The organism is Pseudoalteromonas sp. SA25 (assembly GCF_011378705.1).
Lineage (GTDB): Bacteria > Pseudomonadota > Gammaproteobacteria > Enterobacterales > Alteromonadaceae > Pseudoalteromonas > Pseudoalteromonas arctica.
On sequence record NZ_WTKV01000001.1, the window covers coordinates 256,190 to 279,850 of the forward strand.

The window sequence follows — 23,661 nt, forward strand, 5'->3', positions numbered from 1 at the left end:
TAGGGAAATATAAGTGATTTTATTAAAACGAACTTTACAATTTTTTATCATTTGTGTGTTAATTGGTCTGATTACTTTGATCAGTCTTTATTACTACGTTAAACCTGATATCCCCAGTGTGCAAGTTTTAAAAGACGTGCAATTACAAACTCCTATGCAAGTATTCACTAAAGATGGGCTTTTAATCAATCAATTTGGTGAAAAACGTCGTATTCCAGTGACTATTGATGAAATTCCTCAAACACTCATTAATGCATTTTTAGCGACAGAAGATAATCGATTTTACGATCATATAGGCATAGACCCTATTGGTATAGTACGTTCGGCTGTTGTTCTTATATCTACTGGCGAGAAAAAACAAGGTGCAAGTACTATTACTATGCAGCTTGCTCGTAATTTCTTTTTAACACGCGAAAAAGCATATATTCGTAAAGTTAAAGAAATATTTATAGCGCTTCATATTGAAGGAGTGTTAACAAAAGACGAAATTTTAGAGCTTTACCTTAATAAAATAGAATTAGGTAATCGTGCTTTCGGTATTGGTGCAGCAGCGCAAGTTTATTACGGTAAAGAGCTAAAAGATTTAACACTTGCACAAATGGCGATGATTGCAGGTTTACCTAAAGCACCTTCAGCTTTAAACCCAATTCGTAACCCAACGCGTGCAAAAGCACGCCGAAATGTAGTTTTAGGCCGTTTACTGACCGAAGACTATATAACACAAGAGCAATATAACGAAGCAACTAGCCAACCTATTACAGCTTATTTTCACGGTGCAGAAATAAACTTATACGCACCGTATATCTCTGAAATGGTGCGCGCTGAAATGGTTTCGCGCTATGGGGTAGATAAAGCCTACAACTCTGGTTTTAAAATTTTTACCTCAGTAGAGTCAAAGGTTCAAAAAGCAGCGCAAAACGCACTAGTAAATAACTTACACAGTTACGATATGCGTCATGGTTTTAGAGGTCCAACTGATGTTTTATGGAATCCTGAAACACAACCAGCTTTAACTGAGCAACAAATACTCAATAAATTACAGAGCGTAAATGAGTTAGGCACTTTAAAAGTTGCAGCAGTACTTAGTGTTAATAATAAAACAGCTACAGTACTACTTAAAAACGGTGAGCAAGCAACCCTCAGTTGGGATAGTTTAAAATGGGCGCGTAAGTATATTACTCGCTACCGCCAAAGCTTTGCTCCAAAAGCAGCTACTGATATTTTAACGCCAGGTATGCAAATATGGGTACGTCAAAACGAAGATAACAGCTACTTATTAAGCCAAATACCAGAAGCATCAAGCGCTATTGTATCCCTCGATCCACAAGACGGTAGAATAAAAGCTATTGTAGGGGGTTATAGCTTTGAGCAAAGTCAATACAACCGAGCGATACAAGCTAAGCGTCAAGTGGGTTCTAATATAAAACCTTTTATATATTCGGCAGCACTTGAAAAAGGTTACACGCTTGCGTCTATATTAAATGATGCACCTATAAACCAATGGGATAAGAGCCAAGGCGTAGCATGGCGTCCTAAAAACAGCCCTGCTGTTTACAACGGTCCTATTCGAATTCGCCGTGCTTTAGCACAGTCTAAAAACGTTATTTCGGTGCGCTTACTACGTGGTGTTGGATTGCAACGTACAGCTGATCACTTACTAAAATTTGGTTTTAAAGACGCTGACATTAACCGTAGTGAATCATTAGCACTTGGTAGTGCTTCTATTACCCCACTTGAACTTGCAAGAGGCATGAGCACATTTGCCAATGGCGGTCATTTAATTGAACCTTACTTTATCTCAGAAATTCAAGACGCTTACGGCAATGTATTGTTTAAAGCAAACCCTGCTCTTGCCTGTGACGAAGAGCCTTTGCCAACACACAATGCACTCTCAATGCATAATAGTGATGATGAAATGGAGCAAACGAAAAAATGTGCGCCGAGAATTATTTCTAAGCAAAATGCATTTTTAATTGCTGACGCTATGAATAGTGCAATTTGGGGGGGTGGTAGCTGGGCTCATAAAACAGGTTGGAGTGGAACCGGTTGGCGAGCACAAGCGCTAGATCGTCGCGATATTTCGGGTAAAACAGGCACAACTAATGACTCAGTAGATACCTGGTTTAGCGGTTTTAATAGTAATGTGATGACCTCAGTTTGGGTTGGCTTTGATAATCCGGGCAACGCTCTTGGTCGCTCTACATATAATAACAACCTAGATAGCAGCCAAATATCAGGTGCGGAATCTGGCGCTAAAACCGCGCAGCCAGCTTGGGTTGAATTTATGAAAGCGGCACTTGAAGGCAAGCCTGAAGCCCCAATTGAGCCGCCTGAGGGACTTGTTTCTATTCGTATTGATTTAGCTACCGGCTTACTTAGCCATAAAAATGATTACACGAGTCGATTTGAATATTTTGAAAAAGGCACCGCACCTACAAAGTATGTGCTATCTCAGCCTAGCGATATATTTGAAGAAGACACTAAAACAGAAGAAGAGCTATTTTAATAATATGTATGTAATACAAAAACGGCAGCTTATTTAAGCTGCCGTTTTTGTTTAAACCAAATGTTTATTTTAAGTTTTGAACAAGCCAATACAAATCAGAGTGCACACCCGCAGCGGTCACTTCCCTACCCGCTCCTGGCCCCTGAATCACTAATGCGTTATCGCTATACCATTTGCTATTAATTACAAAAATATTATCGCCTGGTGTAAGGTTTGCTAACGCATCGCCATTAGGCACATACGCTATTCCCACTTTAGCAATTACTTCACCTTGTGTGATTTCTAACAAGCCCGTATATCTAAGTACTGAATTTTTAGACTTTGCTGTCACTGCATGCTCTTCGATGAACGCGTCTAGCTGTGCTTTTTTATTTAAAAAGTCATCCCAACTTCCCAGCGCAAGTTCATCTGGCATCAATGCCGATAAACTAATATCGTCAAGTTCAAGCTCAACACCTAGCTCTCGAGCTAAAATAAGTAGTTTACGCTGCATATCTCGCCCAGATAAATCTTCGCGAGGGTCTGGCTCTGTGAATCCCATTTTCTGAGCTTCCAGTACCAACTCAGAGAATGATCTAGTTCCATCATATTTACTGCATAGCCACGAAAGCGTGCCTGAGAAAACACCTTCTATACGTGTTATTTTATCGCCACTATTTTGCAAATCAACCAAAGCAAAGTTAATAGGTAAGCCAGCGCCTACACTGGTGTTATATCGCCAATGTAAATTACGTCCTTTAATATTACTACGAAGTGCTTTATACCAAGTAGTAGGTGCTGTTCCAGCGTATTTATTAGCACTAATTAAATGACAGTTTCTATCTACAAAGTCTGGATATAACAAGCTAAATTGTTCACTTGCGGTAATATCAATTACAATTTTATGCTCGTAATCGAGCTCATTTATAGCATTCAGTAAATCTGCAGATTGATAGCTATTTGCCTCATGCTGCCATTGAGTTTTCCATTGCTGTGTATTAATACCACTTGCATTAAACAGCATTTTTTTAGAGCGAATTAGACCGACTAATTTAATACTAAAGTCATCCGATAAACGCTCAAATTGTGCCGATAACTGTTTAATGAAAACGTCGCCAACGTTACCAAGCCCCGCAACTATAATTGCGATTTCTTGGCCTTTATTAATTAGCTTATCGTGTAAGGCACTTTGTATATCACTATCTATAAATTGATCGGTAAGCAATAAAGCATAGCCAGTATCTTGATGGACAAAACGAGGCTTTATGCTGTGGAGTTTTAATAAATCTAATGCTTGTAAGCTTAATGTATTAACGTCTTGCTCAGGCGCTACAATTGCACAACCGTTTAAATTTGACTCGCTAATATTTGCCCTACCCGCAAAATAATTAATAACCAGATAAGTTTGTGCTGCAGGTACTACTAAATACACTTCACCATTATGGTTAAAGTGATGAAGGCTATGCTGAATAAGCTGACTAACACTTGCAACCTCACCTTCACTTAATCCTTCAACCATTAATAGGTCAACATTTTGCAACGTGGTTATAAAGCGCTTTTTCTTCGCTGAACCTTCTTTGACTATATCTGTTGGACTTGCTTGTACGTCAAAACTACTGCGAACAGCTAGCTTAATATCTGTGTTTTTAAGTGGCGATAGTGTTTTTGCATGTAATACAGGGTTACCCAAACGAGCTAATAAATTAGCTTGCCCACGGCAAATTTTGCCGTATTTAATCGCTTTTTTTACCTTTCGAGGATCAGTGCTATACACTCCCTGTGTATCAGTCCAAATACATACTTGCTTAGCATTGCAATAATTTGCAAGTAGTGTTGCACTGTAGTCACTGCCATTTCGCCCAAGCGTTACTGTCTCGCCTTTGATATCTGCTGCAATAAACCCAGTAACAACATTTATTTTATTAGGCAAAATTAACTGCCCACATTGCTGCGCATTTTGCGCATGCATTAATTCGCCATCATTTAAGGTAAAAAGAGTACGCGCATCTTGAGCGCATGCCTCAATATTTAGCTGCTGTAAATAAGTAGCGAGTAAACGTGCTGACCACAGTTCGCCATGTGCAAGTAATGCAGCCTCTTTTAGCTGCTCAGCTTGAGCAAGTTCTGCAATATAGCTAAGTTCGATACTTAGTGTTTTAAGTGCACTTCGTTTTAAATCGGCTTCTAATAGCTGCTCTATTAAATCACTTTGATGGTTATTTAACTGCAGTAAAATATCAGCTACTGCTTGAGTATCTTGTTTTTGATAGCTTTGCCAAAGTAATACTAGCGTATCGGTTGTCTTACCCGCAGCCGATACCACCACACAATCACCCGGTTGAGTATGTGTAATTATTATTTTTGCTACGCTTTGGTATCGCTCACTTGAGCTTAAACTTGAACCACCAAATTTATGTACACAATTGACCATATTAATCACCAAAGCGCCGGACGGGCTGCACTTAATTTAACGTTCCCACCAGAAGTGCCTGCACCTTTGCCTACACGGCCAACATTTTTATTTTGCCCTGGTTTTACAAGTTCAAACACTCGCTCAAAATCAGCGACTAAATCGTGTATATCTTCAATACCTACCGAAATACGAATAAGCGTATCGCCCACACCCGCTTCTAAACGTGCTGTTGCCTCCATACCTGCGTGCGTCATAGTTGCAGGGTGACAAATTAAGCTCTCTACGCCACCTAGTGACTCAGCTAAACTAAACGTTTTAAGACTAGTTAAAAATGCCGCAGCGTCATTTATATCGCCTTTAATATCAAAACTCACCATGCCACCAAAACCAAGTTGCTGTGCTTTAGCCAGCTCATGTTGAGGATGTGACTCAAGACCTGGGTAGTAAACTTGGCTTACATATTCAGAGCTTTCAAGATACTTAGCTATTGCCAGTGCATTTTCTTGATGCTGCCTTAGGCGCACATTTAAAGTACGTAAACCACGAAGCGTTAAATAGCTATCAAAAGGCGCACCCGTAATACCAATGTTATTAGCCCACCAAGCAAGCTCATCGCCTAACTTTTGTGTTGCTGCAATAACAGCGCCGCCTACTACATCTGAGTGTCCGTTAATGTATTTAGTGGTTGAATGCACCACAATATCTACACCAAACTTAAGAGGGTTTTGTAAGGCAGGCGACAAAAACGTGTTATCTGCAGCCACCAATGCACCGCATTGCTTTGCAACATCGGTAACCGCTTTAATATCTGTTAAACGAAGTACTGGGTTACTTGGGGTTTCTATCCAAATAAGCTTAGGTTTAATTACTAAAATTTGTTGAAGGCTTTCTTCTTTTGTTAAATCTAATATTTCGAGCTTTAGTAGTCCGCGTTTTTGTAAAGATGTAAATAAACGATAGCTGCCACCATAACAATCATGTGGAATTACTAACGTATCGTCACTATTAAGTAGCTGAGTAGCTAAATGCACGGCAGCCATGCCTGTAGCTGTAATTATGCCACGAGCGCCACCTTCAAGCTTAGCAAGCGTCTCAGCTAAAATATCACGATTAGGATTACCGCTACGACCATAATCATACTCACGCTTAGTATCAAAGTCGGCAAACGAATAAGTAGTCGATAAATAAATTGGCGGTACCACCGCACCATGATGTTTATCAGCATCAACGCCGTTACGTACAGCAATGGTCGCTTTGTTTTTTTCGCTCATATTCGTCACCTGATTAATTTGGATGTTTAGACGTCTAAAAGAGTAAGTTATCCGTTTTGATAAGTCAAAGTATTTTAAAGCTCTAGATGGCTAAAAGTAGAAGGGGCCTCTGCGAATAACACATTTTAGCTCACAAAAGTGTGCTTATCTTTACACCTACAATAGGCTTATTAAGATAGATCGGTATCTATTATTTGACTATCTTTTTTAAATCGATAGAATTTCACGCATATTTACACGCTTTTTATACCGTGTGAGAAATTAATAATCTGAGGCAACGATACATCTTATGGCTAAATGGAATGGTGAGTATATTCACCCATACGCAGAACACGGTAAAAAATCAGAGCAAGTTAAAAAGATCACCGTTTCGATCCCGCTAAATGTATTAAAGGTATTAACTGACGAACGTACACGTCGTCAAATCAATAACCTTCGCCATGCTACTAATAGTGAATTGCTATGTGAGGCATTTTTGCATGCTTTTACTGGCCAACCTTTACCAAATGACGATGACTTACGTAAAGATAACGCCGAAAAAGTACCAGAAGAAGTTAAAAAAATAATGCAAGAAATGGGTCTAGAAGTACCCGTTTTAAACGAAGAATAAATATTACAAAGATAAAAAAACCTCAGTAATTACTGAGGTTTTTTTATGTCTAAATTTTATTGCATAGCTCTACTGTATAGATTTACTGCATATAGTTTTCAGGTAGCTCAATTTGTGCAACACCTGACTCAATAGCAGCAAGTGCAACAGCTCTTGCTATACGCGGCAGTAAACGTGGATCCATTGGTTTTGGAATAATATACTGCGCACCAAATTCTAGTTTATCTACTCCAGCGGCTTTTAAAACTTCTGCAGGTACTGGCTCTTTGGCAATACTTCGAATAGCATCTACTGCAGCAATTTTCATTTCATCGTTAATAGCACTTGCACGTACATCAAGTGCACCACGGAAAATAAACGGGAAACATAAAACATTATTAACTTGGTTTGGGTAATCAGAGCGCCCTGTTGCCATGATTAAATCGTTGCGTGCGCCGTGCGCAAGTGCAGGATCAATCTCAGGATCTGGGTTTGAACATGCAAACACAACTGGTTTTGCAGCCATTAGCTTTAAATCTTCAGCCGCTAATAAGTTAGGGCCAGAAACACCCACAAATACATCCGCATCTGCAATTACATCTTGCAATGTACGCTTATCGGTATTGTTAGCAAAAAGCTGTTTATATTCATTTAAGTCATCGCGGCGGGTATGAATAACACCTTTGCGGTCAAGCATATAAATGTGTTCACGCAGTGCACCACACTTAATTAACAGCTCCATACACGCAACAGCGGCAGCGCCTGCACCTAAACATACAATAATTGCATCTTCAATTGACTTACCTTGTACTTCTAGCGCATTTAACATACCAGCAGCCGTTACAATGGCAGTACCGTGTTGATCATCATGAAAAACAGGAATACTACAACGCTCTATTAATGCTTTTTCTATTTCAAAACACTCTGGTGCTTTAATATCTTCAAGGTTAATACCACCGAATGTGTCGGCAATATTGGCAACCGTATTAATAAAGTCTTCTGTTGTTTTGTGCTTAACTTCAATATCGATAGAATCAAGCCCTGCAAAACGTTTAAACAATAACGCTTTACCTTCCATTACGGGCTTAGACGCTAAAGGACCTAAATTACCAAGGCCTAGAATTGCAGTACCATTAGTAATAACCGCAACCATGTTACCTTTACCAGTATATTTATAAGCATTTGCAGGATCTGCAGCTATTTCACGTACAGGTTCGGCAACACCTGGGCTATACGCAAGTGCAAGATCATGAGCCGTTTCAGCTGGTTTTGTAAGCTCAATGCTAATTTTACCTGGTACGGGATGTGAGTGGTAATGTAGTGCTTGTTCACGAAAGTCAGACATAACGCGATGGTATCCTGCAATTTAAGTTAAAGTGAGAGATGGAGTCTTGGGGTACGATACCCTTATTATTTTTAAATTCCAAGCAATATCAGGTCTATCCTGTTATATGCTATATCCTTTAATTTTAAGAGGTTTTTCAGTAACTTTGCAGGATTATATCGACATTTAATAAATAAAAATTCACCTAAAAAGTAAGTTTTTAGGTGCTTTTATGCCTATCAAAATCTTATAAAATGTATACTTAAAGTATCAGCATAAACTTAGAATAACAGCCTACGACCCTACTTTAAAAACAGATAAGCCCACGTTAGCTACTTTTATCAACCTAGTTAAAAATTGTACTATTTAAAATATAGAGAATATCTATCGATTTGTCTGTAAAGGATTATGCATACTCAGAATAAGAATAGGAAATAGTTATGCAAAAGGAGGGGATCGTTAAAATCAACGAAATAATACCAATCTGCTTATATATGGTGTCTATTTAACGTTAAGAAAATTACGCTAGAACTAGGCAAAAATTTTTGTATCTAGTTGTTCTAAATAAAAAATTTTTAACGACGTTATAGTGCAATTTAATACGTTAAATTGCTCAAAGATTTATGCAGGTTGGTATAAGATAATAAATAACAAATTTTAGGCACAAAAAAAGCACCATAAGGTGCTTTTTTTAACTAAACAGCAATAATTACTTCTTGCTGGCAAGTGCACCGAAGCGCTTGTTGAAGCGATCAACACGTCCGCCAGTGTCTAAAACTTTTTGCTTACCAGTGTAAAACGGGTGACACGCAGAACATACGTCTAAGTGAATGTCTTTACAAAGAGTTGAGCTAGTTTCGAATTTATTTCCACATGAACATGTTGCAGAAATTACTTCGTACTTAGGGTGAATACCTTCTTTCATAGGAACCTCTAGTTAAGGCCGCATCGCTCTCCAAACCCGGAGTTTGGCACCATACGTCGTTAAAACAAATTTGTTGGTGGCGGATTTTATCCAACAACCTCCCCCCACACAAGTATTTATTTATATTTTTGCCAAAAAAGTGAACAATCTCTGTCTCAAGCGCTATTGCTAGTAGGTTTTTAGCGTTATTTTTAGTACATTACAGCATTAATTTTACGGGTTGAGTTGTTATGAGTTTTGTTGAAGTTGCTATTAAAGTCCCGCTTCCACGCACCTTTGATTATAAAATAGAAGAACAGCTCAGTGGCTTATCAACTCCTTTACTACCTGGCATGCGGGTTTTGGTACCTTTTGGTAATCAAAAAAAAGTAGCGGTTGTTCTGGGTATTAAAAGCAGTACCGACGTCCCTTTAAATAAAATTAAAAATATTATAGAGGTAATAGACGACGCCCCTATTTTAAGTGCCCAGCATTTAGAACTCCTTAGCTTTACTGCCCGCTATTATTGCTATCCATTAGGCGAAACTATTCATATAGCGCTACCTGGTGCACTTCGCCAAGGTGAATCGCCTGATAAAACCAGTATTAATATGGTTGCCCTGACAGAAAAAGGTGCAAAAGTACCGTCATTAAAAGCTAAAACACAGCTCAACCTATTAAAGCAGTTATCGCAATCAGGTAAGTCATCATTAACTGAGTTAAAAGCACTGGGCTTTAGTAAAAAAACAATAGATAGCTTAATAGATAAAGAACTCATAACACAAACTATTGAGCACGATAACCAATGGCAAAGTGTTGCTCCAACCGTCGGTAGTAAACCAGTACTTAATAAAGAACAAGCGGTTGCTTGCACAGCTATAAATCAAAGTACTGGCTTTAGCAGCTTTTTATTAGAAGGCGTAACGGGCAGCGGTAAAACCGAAGTGTATTTACAGTGCCTAGAAGAAGTACTCAAACGTGGCGAGCAAGCCCTCGTACTCGTGCCCGAAATCGGCCTAACACCACAAACCGTAAACCGTTTTCGCCGCCGCTTTCCTGATACACCCATTATGCTTTGGCACTCAGCACTTACCGACAACGAACGTTTACAAACATGGCGTTTTTGCGAAAAAGGCAGTTGTGCGATAGTTATTGGCACACGTTCGAGTATTTTTCTGCCATTTTTAAAACTCGGTATGATTGTTGTTGATGAAGAACACGACTCGTCATTTAAACAGCAAGATACCCTTCGTTACCATGCTCGTGATTTAGCCGCTTACAGAGCTTTTCAGCATAAAATCCCGCTTATATTAGGCAGCGCCACACCCGCGCTTGAAACACTTCACAAAGCAATTAATAACAAATACCAGCTATTAAGTTTAACCGAGCGTGCACAAACAGCGACTGACAATCAGTTTAAGTTACTCGATATGAAAGGTCAGCCCGACCAAGCAGGTATTGCACATGCAAGCCTTGCTACTATGCGTCAGCACTTAAATCGCGGTAAACAGGTTATGGTATTTTTAAATCGCCGAGGTTTCTCACCCACCCTTATTTGCCATGAGTGCGGTTGGTTGAGCGAGTGTAAACGATGCAGTACCAGCGCTACATTTCATAAAGCGATTGGGCAAATGATCTGTCATCACTGTGGCGACCAGTACCCTGTCCCTCACCAATGCCCTGACTGTGGAAGTACGCAAATATTTCCTAACGGTAAAGGCACAGAGCAAATTGAAGAGTTTTTATCGACCGAGTTCCCTGATACACCCGTTACTCGTATAGACCGCGATTCAACTCGCCGTAAAGGTAGCCTTGAAAAAGCACTTGATGAAATAAACCTAGGGGGCGCACGCATTTTAGTGGGCACACAAATGCTTGCCAAAGGCCATCACTTTGCAGGTGTGAGCCTTGTTATAATTTTAGATGTAGATAGCGGCTTATACTCATGCGACTTTAGAGCGACAGAGCATTTAGCGCAATTAGTCACCCAAGTAGCGGGGCGTGCTGGACGTTCAGGAGAGCCTGGTCAAGTGTTATTACAAACACACTTTCCAGAACACCCTCTTTTACAAGACTTAGTTAATAACGGTTACCAAGACTTTGCCCGCTTTGCTCTTAGTGAGCGCGATGATGCTGACTTACCGCCAATTACAAATATGGCCATTGTGCGTGCACAAGGGCATAGTATTAAACTAGTCGTCGATTTTTTGACGGATTTGGTTCCTGTGAATGGGGTATCTGGTATACAATTGCTCGGTCCGATCCCTGCCCCACTTGAAAGAGTCGCAGGTATGTATCGTTTTCAATTACATATTCAAGCGCAAGATCGTCGCATATTACATCAGTACCTTGCGCAAATGGTTGATTATTTAAGTACCAGTAAACTTGCACAAAAAGTACGCTGGAGCTTAGACGTAGACCCTATAGACATGATTTAGGTTAAGGCCAAAATAACACCATGGCACAGCACGATTATATTAATAAAAAGCCTGCAGGCAGAAACAGTAAAAAAAACGCACCCGCTAAAAAACCATTTCCTATTCTTTTAGCCGTTATAGCCATCTTACTTGTAGGTGGTTTTGCCTACACACTATGGTTTATAAAAAGTAATGCCGATCCAAAACTTGTCGAAAAACAAGCTAACCCAACTGCACCCGCAAAAGTAGAAGTTGTTATTCCACGTACACCGGAATTTATTAAAGAAATTAGAAACCACGAGATTCAAGTTGAAGTAAAAGAACTTGAGCAAAAAGGTCCTTATGTTATGCAATGCGGTTCGTTCAGGACTCATGCACAAGCTGAATCGTTAAAAGCTAAAATCGCATTTGCAGGGCTCATTTCTGAGATAAAACAGGCTGAAGGCAGCAATGGTACTTGGTATAAAGTACGTTTAGGCCCTTATAAAACCAAACGCCAAGCCGAAAGCGATAAAAACAAACTTAAACGTGTAAAAATAGTCGGCTGCGGAATTTGGGGCTGGACTTGAAAATAAACCATTCACCCATATAACCTCATCATAATCGTTTTTTACGAGTTGCCTCTGCAGCTCGATGATGAGGAATAACATGACTACTATTGTAAGTGTTCGCCGCGGCGACAAAGTTGTAATTGGCGGCGATGGCCAAGTTTCACTTGGTAACACCGTAATGAAGGGCAACGCCCGCAAAGTTCGACGTCTTTATAATGGCAAAGTAATCGCTGGTTTTGCCGGCGGTACTGCTGATGCCTTCACTCTTTTCGAACGTTTTGAAAGCAAATTAGAAATGCACCAAGGTAACCTAACTAAAGCCGCAGTAGAAATGGCTAAAGATTGGCGAAGCGACCGTGCCCTTCGAAAACTCGAAGCGCTGCTCGCTGTAGCAGACGAAACAGCCTCTTTAATTATTACCGGTAATGGCGATGTAGTTCAGCCAGAAAACGATTTAATTGCAATTGGTAGTGGTGGTAACTTTGCGCAATCAGCTGCAACCGCCCTTTTAGAAAATACAGATTTAAGCGCTCGTGAAATAGTAGAGAAAAGCTTAACTATTGCAGGCAACATCTGCGTATTTACTAATAACTTCCAAACAATCGAAGAATTATAATAGGAACTATTATGTCTGATATGACCCCAAGAGAAATTGTTCACGAGCTAGATCAGCACATTATAGGTCAGGCTAAAGCTAAAAAAGCGGTCGCTATTGCGCTTCGTAATCGCTGGCGCCGCATGCAATTAAATGAAGATTTACGCAGTGAAGTAACACCAAAAAATATATTAATGATTGGTCCAACAGGTGTAGGTAAAACAGAAATTGCCCGTCGTTTAGCAAAACTTGCTAACGCACCATTCATTAAAGTAGAAGCGACTAAATTTACTGAAGTTGGTTATGTTGGTAAAGAAGTAGATACGATCATACGTGACCTCGTTGATGTTTCAATTAAAATGACTCGCGAACAGCAAACTAAAAAGTTTAAACATCGCGCCGAAGAAGCAGCAGAAGAGCGTATTTTAGATGCACTTTTACCACCGGTTAAAGATCAATATGGCGAAAGCCAACGCGACGATACTTCATCTACTCGCCAAACATTTCGTAAAAAATTACGTGAAGGTCAATTAGATGATAAAGAAATCGAGATTGAACTAGCGCAAGCTCAATCAAACGTAGAAATTATGGCGCCTCCTGGTATGGAAGATATGACCAACCAGTTACAAAGCATGTTTCAAAACATGGGCGGCGATAAACGCACTAAACGTAAGTTAAAAATTAAAGAGGCCTTCAAACTATTAACGGAAGAAGAAGCCGCTAAATTAGTAAACCCTGAAGAGCTAAAAGAACAAGCTATTTTTGCAGTAGAGCAAAACGGTATTGTGTTTATTGATGAAATAGACAAAATTTGTAAACGTGGTGATTCATCAGGCCCTGATGTGAGCCGAGAAGGTGTTCAGCGCGACTTACTACCGCTAATTGAAGGCTCAACAGTAAACACTAAACACGGTATGGTTAAAACTGACCATATGTTGTTTATTGCCTCAGGTGCGTTCCAAATGTCTAAACCATCAGACATGATACCTGAGCTACAAGGTCGCTTACCGATTCGAGTAGAACTTGAGCCACTAACTGCAGATGACTTTAAACGTATCCTGACAGAGCCACATGCATCGCTTACTGAGCAACAACGAGAGCTCCTTAAAACTGAGCAAGTAACGATTGAGTTTAGTGATGATGCTATTGAGCGTATTGCTAAGGCTGCGTGGCAAGTTAACGAAAAAACCGAAAACATCGGTGCTCGTCGCTTGCATACTGTGATGGAAAGATTGATGGAAGAAATTTCATACGATGCTTCTGAAAAAGCAGGTTCATCACTTGTTATTGACGCCGCTTACGTTGAAAAACATCTAGGCGCACTTGTTGAAGATGAAGACTTAAGCCGCTTCATTCTATAAAACGAATATAAACGTTATACTAAAAGCCTCCAGATTGGGGGCTTTTTAATGGGATATATAAAATGAAACACGTTACAAAAGTGCATTACCACAGCGTGAGTAAAAATTTAGATGTTTATTTTGACGACGATAGCCAAGCAGTCTTTAGCTGTGAATTTTTACGCGTTCACTCTCCCTCTGCTGAAGTGCAAGGCCATGGCTCTGGTCCAATGAAGCTAGTACTTAATAAACAATCTGTAGGTATAAAAAACATAGTACCTGTCGGGCATTATGCACTGCGTTTAGATTTCGATGATGGTCACAATAGTGGACTGTTCAGTTGGAGTTACTTTGAAAAACTACAAGCGCAGCAACAAACGTTGAGCGATGAATATTCGGCACGCGTAGCCGAGCACGAACAAAACAAAAACAGTGTACCAATAAAGTTTATTCCTTAAACCTTATTGGTAACTTTAGGTGGGTATTTTTAGATTAGTTAACCTAAACCCTGGTTAAGATATTTACTATCCATAGTTCAGGTTAGTTACACTTTAAACTTATCAATAGCGCTAAATAACACTCTAGCTTGCTCAGATACTTCTTCGCTAGTTTGGGCGTTTTTAGCAGCATGTTCAGTTGCATCTTGCGCAATGTCGCGAATTCTTACTACATTTTTATTAACCTCTGATGCCACTTGGCTCTGCTCGTCAATAGCAACCGCTATTTGAGAGCTCATTTCCATTATTGTTTGTACATCTTCAGTAATTGCGCCTAATAACTCACCTGCTTTAATTGCTTGCGAGGCACTTTCATCGCCTTGAGAGCGACATTTGTGCATAATACTCACCACTTCTTGAGTACGCTGCTGTAAGGTACTTATAATACCTTCAATCTCACTCGTGGACTCTTGAGTACGCTTCGCTAATGAACGAACCTCATCTGCAACAACAGCAAAACCACGACCATACTCACCAGCACGTGCCGCTTCTATTGCCGCATTAAGTGCGAGTAAATTTGTTTGATCTGCAATCCCCCGAATTACATCAAGCACTGAACCAATTGTTTCGCCATCTTTTTCAAGTTGCGATACTACATTTGATGCATTCCCTAACGAATCAGATAGGGCTCTAATGTGCTTAACGGTAGAGTCAACTTCACTGCGCCCTTGTTGAGCACTTAAGTTTGTTGACTCTGCTTTTTTAGCAGCCGCTTCAGTGTTATGTGAAATATCCTGAATCGTCGCCTGCATTTCGGTGGCTGCAGTTGCAACCATGTCGGCTTCATGTAATTGCTCTTGCATACCGGAGCTTGTTGCTGCGGTACTTTCTGATAAATGCTCTGTTGCTATGTTAAGCGTATTTAAAGCACCATTAACTTCGTTAATTAAGTTTTTAAAATCGCCTATTAAACTATTAAAGTCGACCGTCATGGTGGTAATTTCGTCTTTACCTGTTTGCTCTATCATCACGCTTAAATCATTATTACGACGAATATCGTTAATGGTGTGATAAACCCGCTCTATAGGCACAATAATCGAGCGGCTCGTGAAATAAACCAACATTAAAACAATAATGCCAGCAATCACAAAAATAAGAATGGCTAAAAATTGTGCCTGTTCAACGCTTTTATCTACCTGTTGCTTAGTGCTTAATAGTATCTGCGCAACGATTGCATCACTTTGTTCAACACTTTTACGCATTTTTCCAAGTGCACCTGAATTTAAATCTAAGCCCAATTCAACCTGTGCCTGGACCAATGCTTGAAATTGCGTTTGGTAGGAATTTAAAAAGCCATTTAATTGAGCTGTGTACCCTGTATCAAATTGAGCCTGAGCGATTTGCTGTTTTAAAGTATCAACCCCTTCATCAAATCGAGTTAAATACTTTAGATCAAAACGTAGCATAAAATCTTTTTCAGCCCGTCTTAATTGTAATATAGAAGATAAGAGTTTGTAATTATCTTGCTCTTTGAGCAAGCTTTCGACCTCGTGTACTGCACTTCTTAGTTCGCCATACAGCCCATCTTTTGGGTGTAATCCTATGCGTTTTTGTAGCACAACAACACTCATAAAGTCATTGTTATAAGCACTTACCAAATTATCGAGATTACTTATTTTTTGGGTTTCGATGCCCTGCTCTTGCATAATTACATTCAACTTAGCAATTTTACTTTTAAGCTGGTTATAATCTTGTTCAAATAAGTCTAATGCTTCTTCTTGTTTATAAAAAAGAAAGTTTTTTTCATGTTTACGCAGTTCTAATTCATGGATATTAAGCTCTTCAGCAAGCTGAATTGTTTTATTTAAGCTTAACGTTGTTCTCGCTTCATAAATTATTACGCATAAAAGGACCACCATTGCTAAACCAACAACGACTGCGTTTAACTGTAAACGTCGTTTGATTGTTAAGTTTTGTAAAAAATTCATCGCTAACGCCTTTTTTAAATATGCATTTGTATTATAGCTGATAGCTCAGAAGCGACTCATTAATTTAACTTTTTATTATTGGTTATTCTAAGCTACTTAATTATGATGGCTATAAAGCGACACTATCCCACAAACCTTTATGTAACGATTGTGTGTTATTCCACTGTTGTTTAACCAACCAATCAATTAAAGGCGCGGGATCGCTAGGGTAATTTATTTGCTTATTTTGCGGGGCGCTATTCCAGTCATCAAGGGCTTGCGGGTTTAAATAGTTCATAACATGCGCCATGCCCATGGCAAACAAAGTTTGTGCATTTGCGGTTTGCTCAAACTGCCCATCTAAAGGCTTTAATAGTAACTTCTTACCTAACTTAAGCGCTTCACTGGCAAGCTCAAACCCCGCATTACCAATAACGCCACTCGTGTTTGCTAAGTCATTTAAAAAACCAGAGCGTGAGGGTGGTCGCAAATGTATATGTCCAAAAGACTGATTGCAGGCATTTGGGTGATAACAATAAAATTCTTTTTCGGGAAAGTCTTTTAAGTAATCAACAATGCTATCTAAGTTTTCAAACGGTAAATATACCAATACCTTATTTAGTACCGCGACAGGATTCTCATGATTATGATGAGCAATAAAAGGCGGGATTATATTATTTGCAAATGGCTTCCAGTGTACGCCTAAGTAGGTAGATGCTGGTGCATAATGCTTGATGAGTGATTTTCTAAGTACACCACGACCAAATATAGGTACGTTTTCTGACAAAAATGCGGCTTGGTGACTAATACCGATAACGGGTATATCGGCCCGTTTTGCAGCCCATGCTGTGACTGGCTCAAAGTCATTAAGTACAAAATCGTACTGTTTTATATCAAGCGATTTTATATCACTCACCAGCTTACAAACTCGCATGTTTTTAAGTGTTTTTAAATTTTTGACTTGCCCATTTTCAGTATCAAACGATAAGCCCCGATACGCTTTATAATTTGAGAATTCGTGCATATCAAAGTAATCTTTATTTGCTCGCCCTGAAAACACATAATCAACATCAATACCAAGTTTATTAAAGCAGCTTGCCATAACCCTAGCCCGCGTTATATGACCATTACCGGTCCCCTGCACTCCATACAATATTTTCATACAGATACCACGAGCGCTAATGCGAATAAGCCACAAACACTGCCAATAATCGCACCTATAATAATATCAGCAGGAAAGTGTACGCCTAATACAACACGAGAAATAGCCACACCAGCAGCCCAACTAAGTAGTAGCCATATATATTCAGGGAAAAAGTGACTTAGTATAATCGCAACTAAGAACGCTGCAGCGCTGTGACCCGAGGGCAAACTAAATTTATCATTGGGTACTATGTAAGCATTTGTTACTAAGCAGTCGCATGGACGGATACGGGCAAATCTATTTTTGGCCAATAAATAAATGGGCCTTTCTATAGCAAAACCAACTAATATCGTTACAGGTAATAATTGTTGCTGCTCATTATTACTAAGCCACCACACCGCTAAACACACAAGTATGTAAAGCCCACCATCACCGCTTTTTGATAATCCAAACGCCATTATTTTAAACCACTTCGGTGAGTTGCAATTAAACAGAGTTAAAAATAATTGCTCATCTAGCAGAGCTGCCCTTTTAAACATATTATTGTTATCCATCACTTCCCCCTCATTGCATAATATATGAACACCGATTTAGCTTATGTGTTGTAAATAACAATTGAGTGACGCTTTTAAGACACTATTATTGCGATTAATGATTTAGCGCTTGTTTTGTCTAAATTTACTGCGATTAAGTCGTTGTTATTGCTTATAAGGAGGGTATACTGAGGTATAAATTAATGTACCTTTTGAGGATAAAATAATGGATTACAGCACTTCTGATTTATGTGACCACTTTGCTGATGTGGTTGACGTGCTAGAGCCAATGTTCATCAACTTTGGTGGTCGACACAGCTTTGGTGGCCGCATTAAAACGGTTAAATGTTTTGAAAATAATGAACTGATCCGCGAATTACTTTCTCAAGACGGTACAGATTTAGTGCTTCTTATTGACGGTGGTGGCTCAACTCGCCGTGCACTTATTGATATTGAATTGGCCGAACTTGCACTTGAAAACAACTGGAATGGTATTGTTGTTTACGGCGCAGTACGCCACGTTGATGAGCTTGAAGAACTTGATTTAGGCATTCAAGCAATTGCTTCCATTCCTGTTGCAGCTGACAGTGAAGGTGCTGGCGAGGATGCTATAGGCGTTAACTTTGCCGGTGTATCATTTTTTGATGATGACTTTATTTATGCTGATAGTACTGGCATTGTTTTATCTGCAGAAGAATTAGAATTGGAAGTTGTAGAAGTATAACGTGACCTCCCATTTAAAAGTATATGATGAAAGCGCGGTTAGAGCACTTTGCTCTAGCCGCGTAAATGAAAAAAAAGCATGGCAATCAATGGCCTTGCTAGACACTCAAGTAAACCTGCAACAAGCACTTATTGACGCAGCTCAATTTGGCATTCGCTACGTACTTCTTGGTATTTGCGAAGATATTGGCCCAAAAGCAAATTTAGGAAATAGCGGTGCAAATGAAGCATGGCCTGCTTTTTTAAAACGTTTTTTAAACCAATCTCATAATCAATTTATTGCCACTCAAAAAGTACTTTTATTGGGTGAAGTAAATACTGATGATTTAATGGCGCAAAGCAACCAACTTAATAATCAGCAAGCCCAGCAGTTAACTCAATTACGAGATTTATGCCAACAACTTGATGAACGCGTAGAGTCAGTATTAAGCCTTATTTTTAAAGCAGGGCTTGAGCCAATCGTAATTGGCGGAGGTCACAATAATTGCTTAGGTATTATTCGCGCGCTAAGTAAGTCAAAAAACACGCCTGTTAATGCTATCAATTTTGACCCTCATGCCGATTTTAGAGAATGTGAAGGTCGCCATAGTGGTAATGGTTTTCGCTACGCGTATAACGAGCAACATCTAAGTAATTACCATGTTATTGGCTTACATGAATTAAAAAATAATCAAGCAATTATAGATGCAATGAGTGAAGCTAACTTTAAGTTTGATAGCTATCAATCTATACAAGTTAAGCGAAAAATTACACTAACGCAGGCAATTGAAAATGCACTAAGTAATTTTAATGATTTACCACTGGGTGTTGAAGTTGATTTAGATAGTATTACTTATATGCCAGTTAGTGCGTATACATATTGCGGATTTAGTGTGAGTGACACTGAGCACTTTGTGCATTTAGCTGCAAGCCACCGGCACTCTAAGTACTTACACTTATGTGAAGCAGCGCCTAGCCAGCACCCTAACGGGTTAGATGCCGGTGCTGCCCATGTAGGGCAAGTGATTAGTGCACTTGTAAATAGCTACCTACAAGCCAAAGAAAACACTTAACGTTGTTGAACCGATCGCCACTCTTTTAGCCAGCTCATTAAACCGATACTACTTAGCGGGTGACCAAAGTAATAACCTTGGGCAGCATAACCTTTTAAGCTTTTTACAAACTTAAGTTGCTCAAGTGTTTCTACTCCTTCAAAAATCACTTTTGTTTTTTGTTGGCTATGCATATCAACCATTCCACCAACTAAACTGCGTATATTGTTTTGATTACTAAAGTCAGCGGTAAGTGAAGGTGAAACCTTAATATACTCAACCGCTAAACTTGGCAACTTAGAAAGTAGTACCGGGTTATCACCAAGTCCATCCACGCATACTTTTAAGCCTATGTTATTAAGCCTTGCGATCATGCCTCGGCCTTTGTCATCTAAACCAGCAAAAATATGTAAAGGGCATTCAACAATTAAGTCCCCCGCCTCTAAGTGATGTTCATTTATAACAACATCAACAAATTCAACAAACTCTTCATTTAGCATTTCAGGGCCAAATACGTTAATGCTAAGCGGTATAGAAATACCTTCTACTCTAAGCGCCATTGCAAGTTCAGCGGCTCTCTCCATTACAAATTTAGCAAGCGGGTAACCAAGCCCTGCTATTCTTATGTCGTCAATAAAACGATTAGCAGATAAAATTCCTTGCTTAGGGTGCTGCCAACGCAGTAGTAATTCTAGAAACTCAATTTGACCGTTTTCGTTACAAATTATAGGTTGAAAATAGAGTTCTAATTCGCTCGAAAAATCAATATTTGCTAATTCTTTTAGTCGCGCTTGTTGCTCTCGCAGTTCAATCATCATTTGTTGATGATAAGGCACAACCTTGCGATTTGGGTGGCTATCGAGTGCTAGGTATGCGTACGATATTAAATTATCAAAGTTATTGTCTTGCTCATTACAATCAACATAACTCGCCCTCGCTTTTACCTCTACAGTGCAGTTAGCAACATTAAATGGCTTAAGCGTTGCACCCAGTATTTGTTCAATAACCAACTCATGTAAATGTTTTTGATTCGCGAAACTACAAATAAATGCAAAGTTAAGGCCCCCTAAGTGGGCTAGCTTTTCTTGCCCAGTTAAAGTCACTATTTCGTCACTTGAAAGTAGCTCTTTTATTCGATTAGCCGATTGCGCTAACAGTATATCGCCAAAGTCGCGTCCTATATGCTGGTTAACTTGCTCAAATCCTTCAAGACGAATAACGATTAACGCTGCACTTACTTGCTTATTGTCGCACCATGCATAGTAACCTTGGCGTAACTGTTTTCTATCTGCAAAAACCGAAAGCGGAGACTCTTCTATAAATGTATCACCTGTAGGCTCTGGCTCTATCACGACTTCTATTTCAGCGCTTTCGTCATTTAAAAAGCCAACAATAGCTAATAATAATATTGCTAACACAACCCAAAATAACGGAACTTCCAATAATAAATGAGCTGAAAATAGAACAACAAATAAAAGACCAGCCATTGAGCTGGTAATAATCATGCTCCAATTATTTCGCTCAAAGGCTTGCCATAAATGAAAACAAAATCCAAAGGCAAGTAAAATGGCAAGCCAAGCTGCGCCCGTACTCAAAATAGCCAAACCAACAGCTGCTGTGCATAAATAGCTAAATTTAATACTGGCATTTTTAACGGCAAATAAAGTGGCAATCATCGCCATCAATAGTGCACCACTAAAAAATATTGGGAAGTTACTGTCGGTTAGTATGTTCAAATTAACGGCATCCGTATTCGCTAAAAAAGTTTAAACCAGATTATATGTGGGTAAAAATAATACAAACTAGTTAATTCTACCCAAAATCCATAAATTTAACAGTTTATTTACGCCAAATTGGTAACTTAATTGTGATGGATGACTTATTTGCCAATGCGCAATATCAGCTCTTGCACCAACCTTTAAAATACCACGGTCGTCTAACCCTAGTGCTTTAGCAGCATTGCGAGTAACACCTGCCAATGCTTGCTCGGGTGTTAATCTAAACAATGTGCATGCCATGTTCATCATCAAGTGCACTGAGCACAGCGGTGAAGTGCCAGGATTAAAATCACTCGCAATAGCTATAGGTACTTTATATTGATTAAGTAACTCAATAGGTGGGAATTTAGTTTCTCTTAAAAAATAAAATGCACCGGGCAGTAATACCGCGACCGTCCCAGCGCTTGCCATGGCTTTTACACCCTCTTCATCGAGATGCTCAATATGATCTGCCGAAAGGCCATTGAACTGCGCCACCAGCTCAGCACCATGTTGATTAGATAACTGCTCAGCATGGCATTTTACTGGGAGGTTATGCTTTTTAGCCGCCTGGAAAACACGTTTGGTTTGCGAATAACTAAACCCTACATTTTCACAAAATACATCGACTGCATCAGCAAGATCATTAGCCACTACCTGATCAAGCATGTCAGTACATACCAAATCAATATATTCATCAGCACGGTCTTTGTATTCAGGCGGTAGAGCATGCGCCCCTAAAAAAGTAGTTTTAATATCAATAGGATGATGCTCACCCAATAAACGAGCGACTTCTAATATTTTTATCTCGTTTTCAGTATCTAGCCCATAGCCCGACTTTATTTCAACGGTGGTTACACCCTCTTTTAACAACGTATTTAAGCGATCTTTTGCATCAACAAATAATTGCTCTCGATCGGCTGCTCTCGTCGCCTTAACCGTACTTGCTATGCCACCGCCTTGTGCCGCAATTTGCTCATAACTTACACCCTGCAAGCGCTGCTCAAACTCTTGCGATCTTGAACCTGCAAACACTAAATGTGTATGACAATCTATTAAGCCCGGCGTTAACCACTGCCCTTTTATACTCAATGTCGGCGTTGCAAACACATCAAAACTGGGCAATGTTGATTGCTCTCCAATCCACGCAATTTTACCATTTTTGATAGCTATAGCAGCATTTTCGATTGCGCCATAAGGGGCATTTATATTGCTATCCATAGTGGCAATATTGGCATCAGTTAAAAGTAAGTCGATTTCTTCCAACTCATAGTTTTTTGTTGTGCTTTGCATTTTACAGCCCTTTTTACGCCCAGAGTGATGAAAATATAGTCTAACAACCCATCTTGTATATACAAGGTAATTGTGTCATCTTATTTATATAGTTTATTTTTAATGTAACCATAAATTTAATGACGACACCTAAATTTGCGCAAATAAAACAATTCATTGTTGATAAAATTCGCAGCGGTACGTGGCAAGAAAACCAACGTGTTCTCTCTGAAAACGAACTAAGTAGTCAATTTAGTGTCAGCAGAATGACAGCCCGCCGAGCACTAAGCGAGTTAACCGAGGCAGGTATTTTAACCCGCAGCCAAGGGTTAGGTACATTTGTAGCCACATTTAAATCGCAGTCATCGTTACTCGAAATAAAAAACATTGCTGATGAAGTAAAAGAGCGTAACGGCAACTACACCTGTAGTGTACTCATACTTGAATCAATAAATGCAGTCGCACCTATTGCCATTGCGCTTGGTGTTGAGATTGACAGTGTTGTATATCGAAGTGTACTCGTGCATAACGAAAACGACAGCCCCTTGCAGCTAGAAGAGCGTTTTGTAAACCCTGCACTTGCGGCTGGTTACTTACAACAAGACTTTAGCACGCTTACACCTCATGAATATCTATCTAGTGTTGCACCACTTACCCAAGCGAGGCATACCGTAGAGGCTATTATGCCAAACAGCGAAATGTGCCAATGGTTAAACTTATATAACGAAGAGCCATGCTTACAAGTTATTCGACGCACATGGTCTATTAACGGCATTGTAAGCTTTGCGCGCCTTGTATCACCAGGCAGTAAATATCGCTTAGGTGGTCACTTAACATTTAAAAAATAACAAACAATAGCGCTTACTGCGCTTTTTTTATAACAAATCACCTTGTATATACAACAGGAG

At 39.5% G+C, this 23,661-nt stretch carries 19 protein-coding genes; 10 read left to right on the top strand and 9 right to left on the bottom strand.

Annotated features, from left to right (window positions below; translation table 11 throughout):
- Positions 1 to 13: 13 nt before the first annotated feature.
- Positions 14 to 2,506 (top strand): PBP1A family penicillin-binding protein, encoded by a 2,493-nt coding sequence (locus tag GQR45_RS01210; protein WP_165724877.1) that lies wholly within the window; start codon positions 14 to 16, stop codon positions 2,504 to 2,506.
- Positions 2,507 to 2,570: 64 nt separating this feature from the next.
- On the opposite strand, the gene metL is transcribed toward GQR45_RS01210, so the two are convergent.
- Both metL and metB read right to left on the bottom strand, forming a co-directional pair.
- Positions 2,571 to 4,916: a bifunctional aspartate kinase/homoserine dehydrogenase II gene (metL, locus tag GQR45_RS01215; protein WP_165724878.1), complete on the bottom strand. Its 2,346-nt coding sequence runs from the start codon at positions 4,914 to 4,916 to the stop codon at positions 2,571 to 2,573.
- A gap of 5 nt (positions 4,917 to 4,921) precedes the next feature.
- Positions 4,922 to 6,169, bottom strand: coding sequence for a cystathionine gamma-synthase (gene metB, locus GQR45_RS01220; protein WP_165724879.1), 1,248 nt, complete (start codon positions 6,167 to 6,169; stop codon positions 4,922 to 4,924).
- A 289-nt stretch (positions 6,170 to 6,458) separates the two neighbouring features.
- Here metB and metJ point away from each other — a divergent pair, with 289 nt between their 5' ends.
- Positions 6,459 to 6,779 (top strand): met regulon transcriptional regulator MetJ, encoded by a 321-nt coding sequence (metJ, locus tag GQR45_RS01225; protein WP_007586263.1) that lies wholly within the window; start codon positions 6,459 to 6,461, stop codon positions 6,777 to 6,779.
- An 82-nt stretch (positions 6,780 to 6,861) separates the two neighbouring features.
- On the opposite strand, the gene GQR45_RS01230 is transcribed toward metJ, so the two are convergent.
- Together GQR45_RS01230 and rpmE are read right to left on the bottom strand one after the other, a co-directional pair.
- Positions 6,862 to 8,103 carry a malic enzyme-like NAD(P)-binding protein gene (locus tag GQR45_RS01230; protein ID WP_007582028.1) on the bottom strand — a complete coding sequence of 414 codons (1,242 nt, stop codon included), beginning with the start codon at positions 8,101 to 8,103 and terminating at the stop codon, positions 6,862 to 6,864.
- 688 nt (positions 8,104 to 8,791) lie between these two features.
- Positions 8,792 to 9,007, bottom strand: coding sequence for a 50S ribosomal protein L31 (rpmE, locus tag GQR45_RS01235; protein ID WP_007582029.1), 216 nt, complete (start codon positions 9,005 to 9,007; stop codon positions 8,792 to 8,794).
- Positions 9,008 to 9,237: 230 nt separating this feature from the next.
- Between rpmE and priA the strand changes: the two genes are divergently transcribed.
- The 5 genes from priA (at position 9,238) to GQR45_RS01260 (ending at position 14,347) form a co-directional block, all read left to right on the top strand.
- Positions 9,238 to 11,424: a primosomal protein N' gene (gene priA / locus GQR45_RS01240; RefSeq protein WP_165724880.1), complete on the top strand. Its 2,187-nt coding sequence runs from the start codon at positions 9,238 to 9,240 to the stop codon at positions 11,422 to 11,424.
- 20 nt (positions 11,425 to 11,444) lie between these two features.
- Complete coding sequence (locus tag GQR45_RS01245; RefSeq protein ID WP_007582031.1) at positions 11,445 to 11,972, top strand: SPOR domain-containing protein; 528 nt, start codon at positions 11,445 to 11,447, stop codon at positions 11,970 to 11,972.
- Between the two features lie 79 nt (positions 11,973 to 12,051).
- Positions 12,052 to 12,570 (top strand): ATP-dependent protease subunit HslV, encoded by a 519-nt coding sequence (hslV, locus tag GQR45_RS01250; RefSeq protein WP_002958366.1) that lies wholly within the window; start codon positions 12,052 to 12,054, stop codon positions 12,568 to 12,570.
- 11 nt (positions 12,571 to 12,581) lie between these two features.
- A complete protein-coding gene (hslU, locus tag GQR45_RS01255; RefSeq protein WP_007582032.1) occupies positions 12,582 to 13,910 on the top strand; it encodes an HslU--HslV peptidase ATPase subunit in 1,329 nt (442 codons plus the stop codon).
- A gap of 62 nt (positions 13,911 to 13,972) precedes the next feature.
- A complete protein-coding gene (locus GQR45_RS01260; RefSeq protein WP_010553804.1) occupies positions 13,973 to 14,347 on the top strand; it encodes a gamma-butyrobetaine hydroxylase-like domain-containing protein in 375 nt (124 codons plus the stop codon).
- Between the two features lie 86 nt (positions 14,348 to 14,433).
- On the opposite strand, the gene GQR45_RS01265 is transcribed toward GQR45_RS01260, so the two are convergent.
- From GQR45_RS01265 to GQR45_RS01275, 3 genes are all read right to left on the bottom strand, one after another.
- A complete protein-coding gene (locus GQR45_RS01265; RefSeq protein ID WP_007582034.1) occupies positions 14,434 to 16,314 on the bottom strand; it encodes a methyl-accepting chemotaxis protein in 1,881 nt (626 codons plus the stop codon).
- 109 nt (positions 16,315 to 16,423) lie between these two features.
- Positions 16,424 to 17,455 (bottom strand): MJ1255/VC2487 family glycosyltransferase, encoded by a 1,032-nt coding sequence (locus GQR45_RS01270; protein ID WP_165724881.1) that lies wholly within the window; start codon positions 17,453 to 17,455, stop codon positions 16,424 to 16,426.
- A complete protein-coding gene (locus GQR45_RS01275) occupies positions 17,452 to 17,991 on the bottom strand; it encodes a phosphatase PAP2 family protein (protein WP_165724882.1) in 540 nt (179 codons plus the stop codon). Before GQR45_RS01275 ends, GQR45_RS01270 begins: the two co-directional genes overlap by 4 nt.
- Before the next feature lie 205 nt (positions 17,992 to 18,196).
- Between GQR45_RS01275 and rraA the strand changes: the two genes are divergently transcribed.
- Together rraA and GQR45_RS01285 are read left to right on the top strand one after the other, a co-directional pair.
- A complete protein-coding gene (gene rraA, locus GQR45_RS01280) occupies positions 18,197 to 18,694 on the top strand; it encodes a ribonuclease E activity regulator RraA (RefSeq protein ID WP_002959955.1) in 498 nt (165 codons plus the stop codon).
- Between the two features lies 1 nt (position 18,695).
- The gene (locus GQR45_RS01285) at positions 18,696 to 19,745 is read left to right on the top strand and encodes a formimidoylglutamase (RefSeq protein WP_165721232.1); all 1,050 of its coding nucleotides are present in this window, start codon (positions 18,696 to 18,698) and stop codon (positions 19,743 to 19,745) included.
- Here the strand turns inward: GQR45_RS01285 and GQR45_RS01290 are convergent.
- Together GQR45_RS01290 and hutI are read right to left on the bottom strand one after the other, a co-directional pair.
- On the bottom strand, positions 19,742 to 21,406 hold the full coding sequence (locus GQR45_RS01290; protein WP_010553808.1) for a GGDEF domain-containing phosphodiesterase: 1,665 nt from the start codon (positions 21,404 to 21,406) through the stop codon (positions 19,742 to 19,744). The two genes, GQR45_RS01285 and GQR45_RS01290, sit on opposite strands and share 4 nt — an antisense overlap.
- Before the next feature lie 120 nt (positions 21,407 to 21,526).
- Entirely contained in the window at positions 21,527 to 22,774 is a 1,248-nt protein-coding gene (gene hutI / locus GQR45_RS01295) for an imidazolonepropionase (RefSeq protein WP_165721233.1), read from the bottom strand.
- Between the two features lie 119 nt (positions 22,775 to 22,893).
- Here hutI and hutC point away from each other — a divergent pair, with 119 nt between their 5' ends.
- Positions 22,894 to 23,601 carry a histidine utilization repressor gene (hutC, locus tag GQR45_RS01300; RefSeq protein ID WP_165724883.1) on the top strand — a complete coding sequence of 236 codons (708 nt, stop codon included), beginning with the start codon at positions 22,894 to 22,896 and terminating at the stop codon, positions 23,599 to 23,601.
- The last annotated feature ends 60 nt before the right edge of the window (positions 23,602 to 23,661 follow it).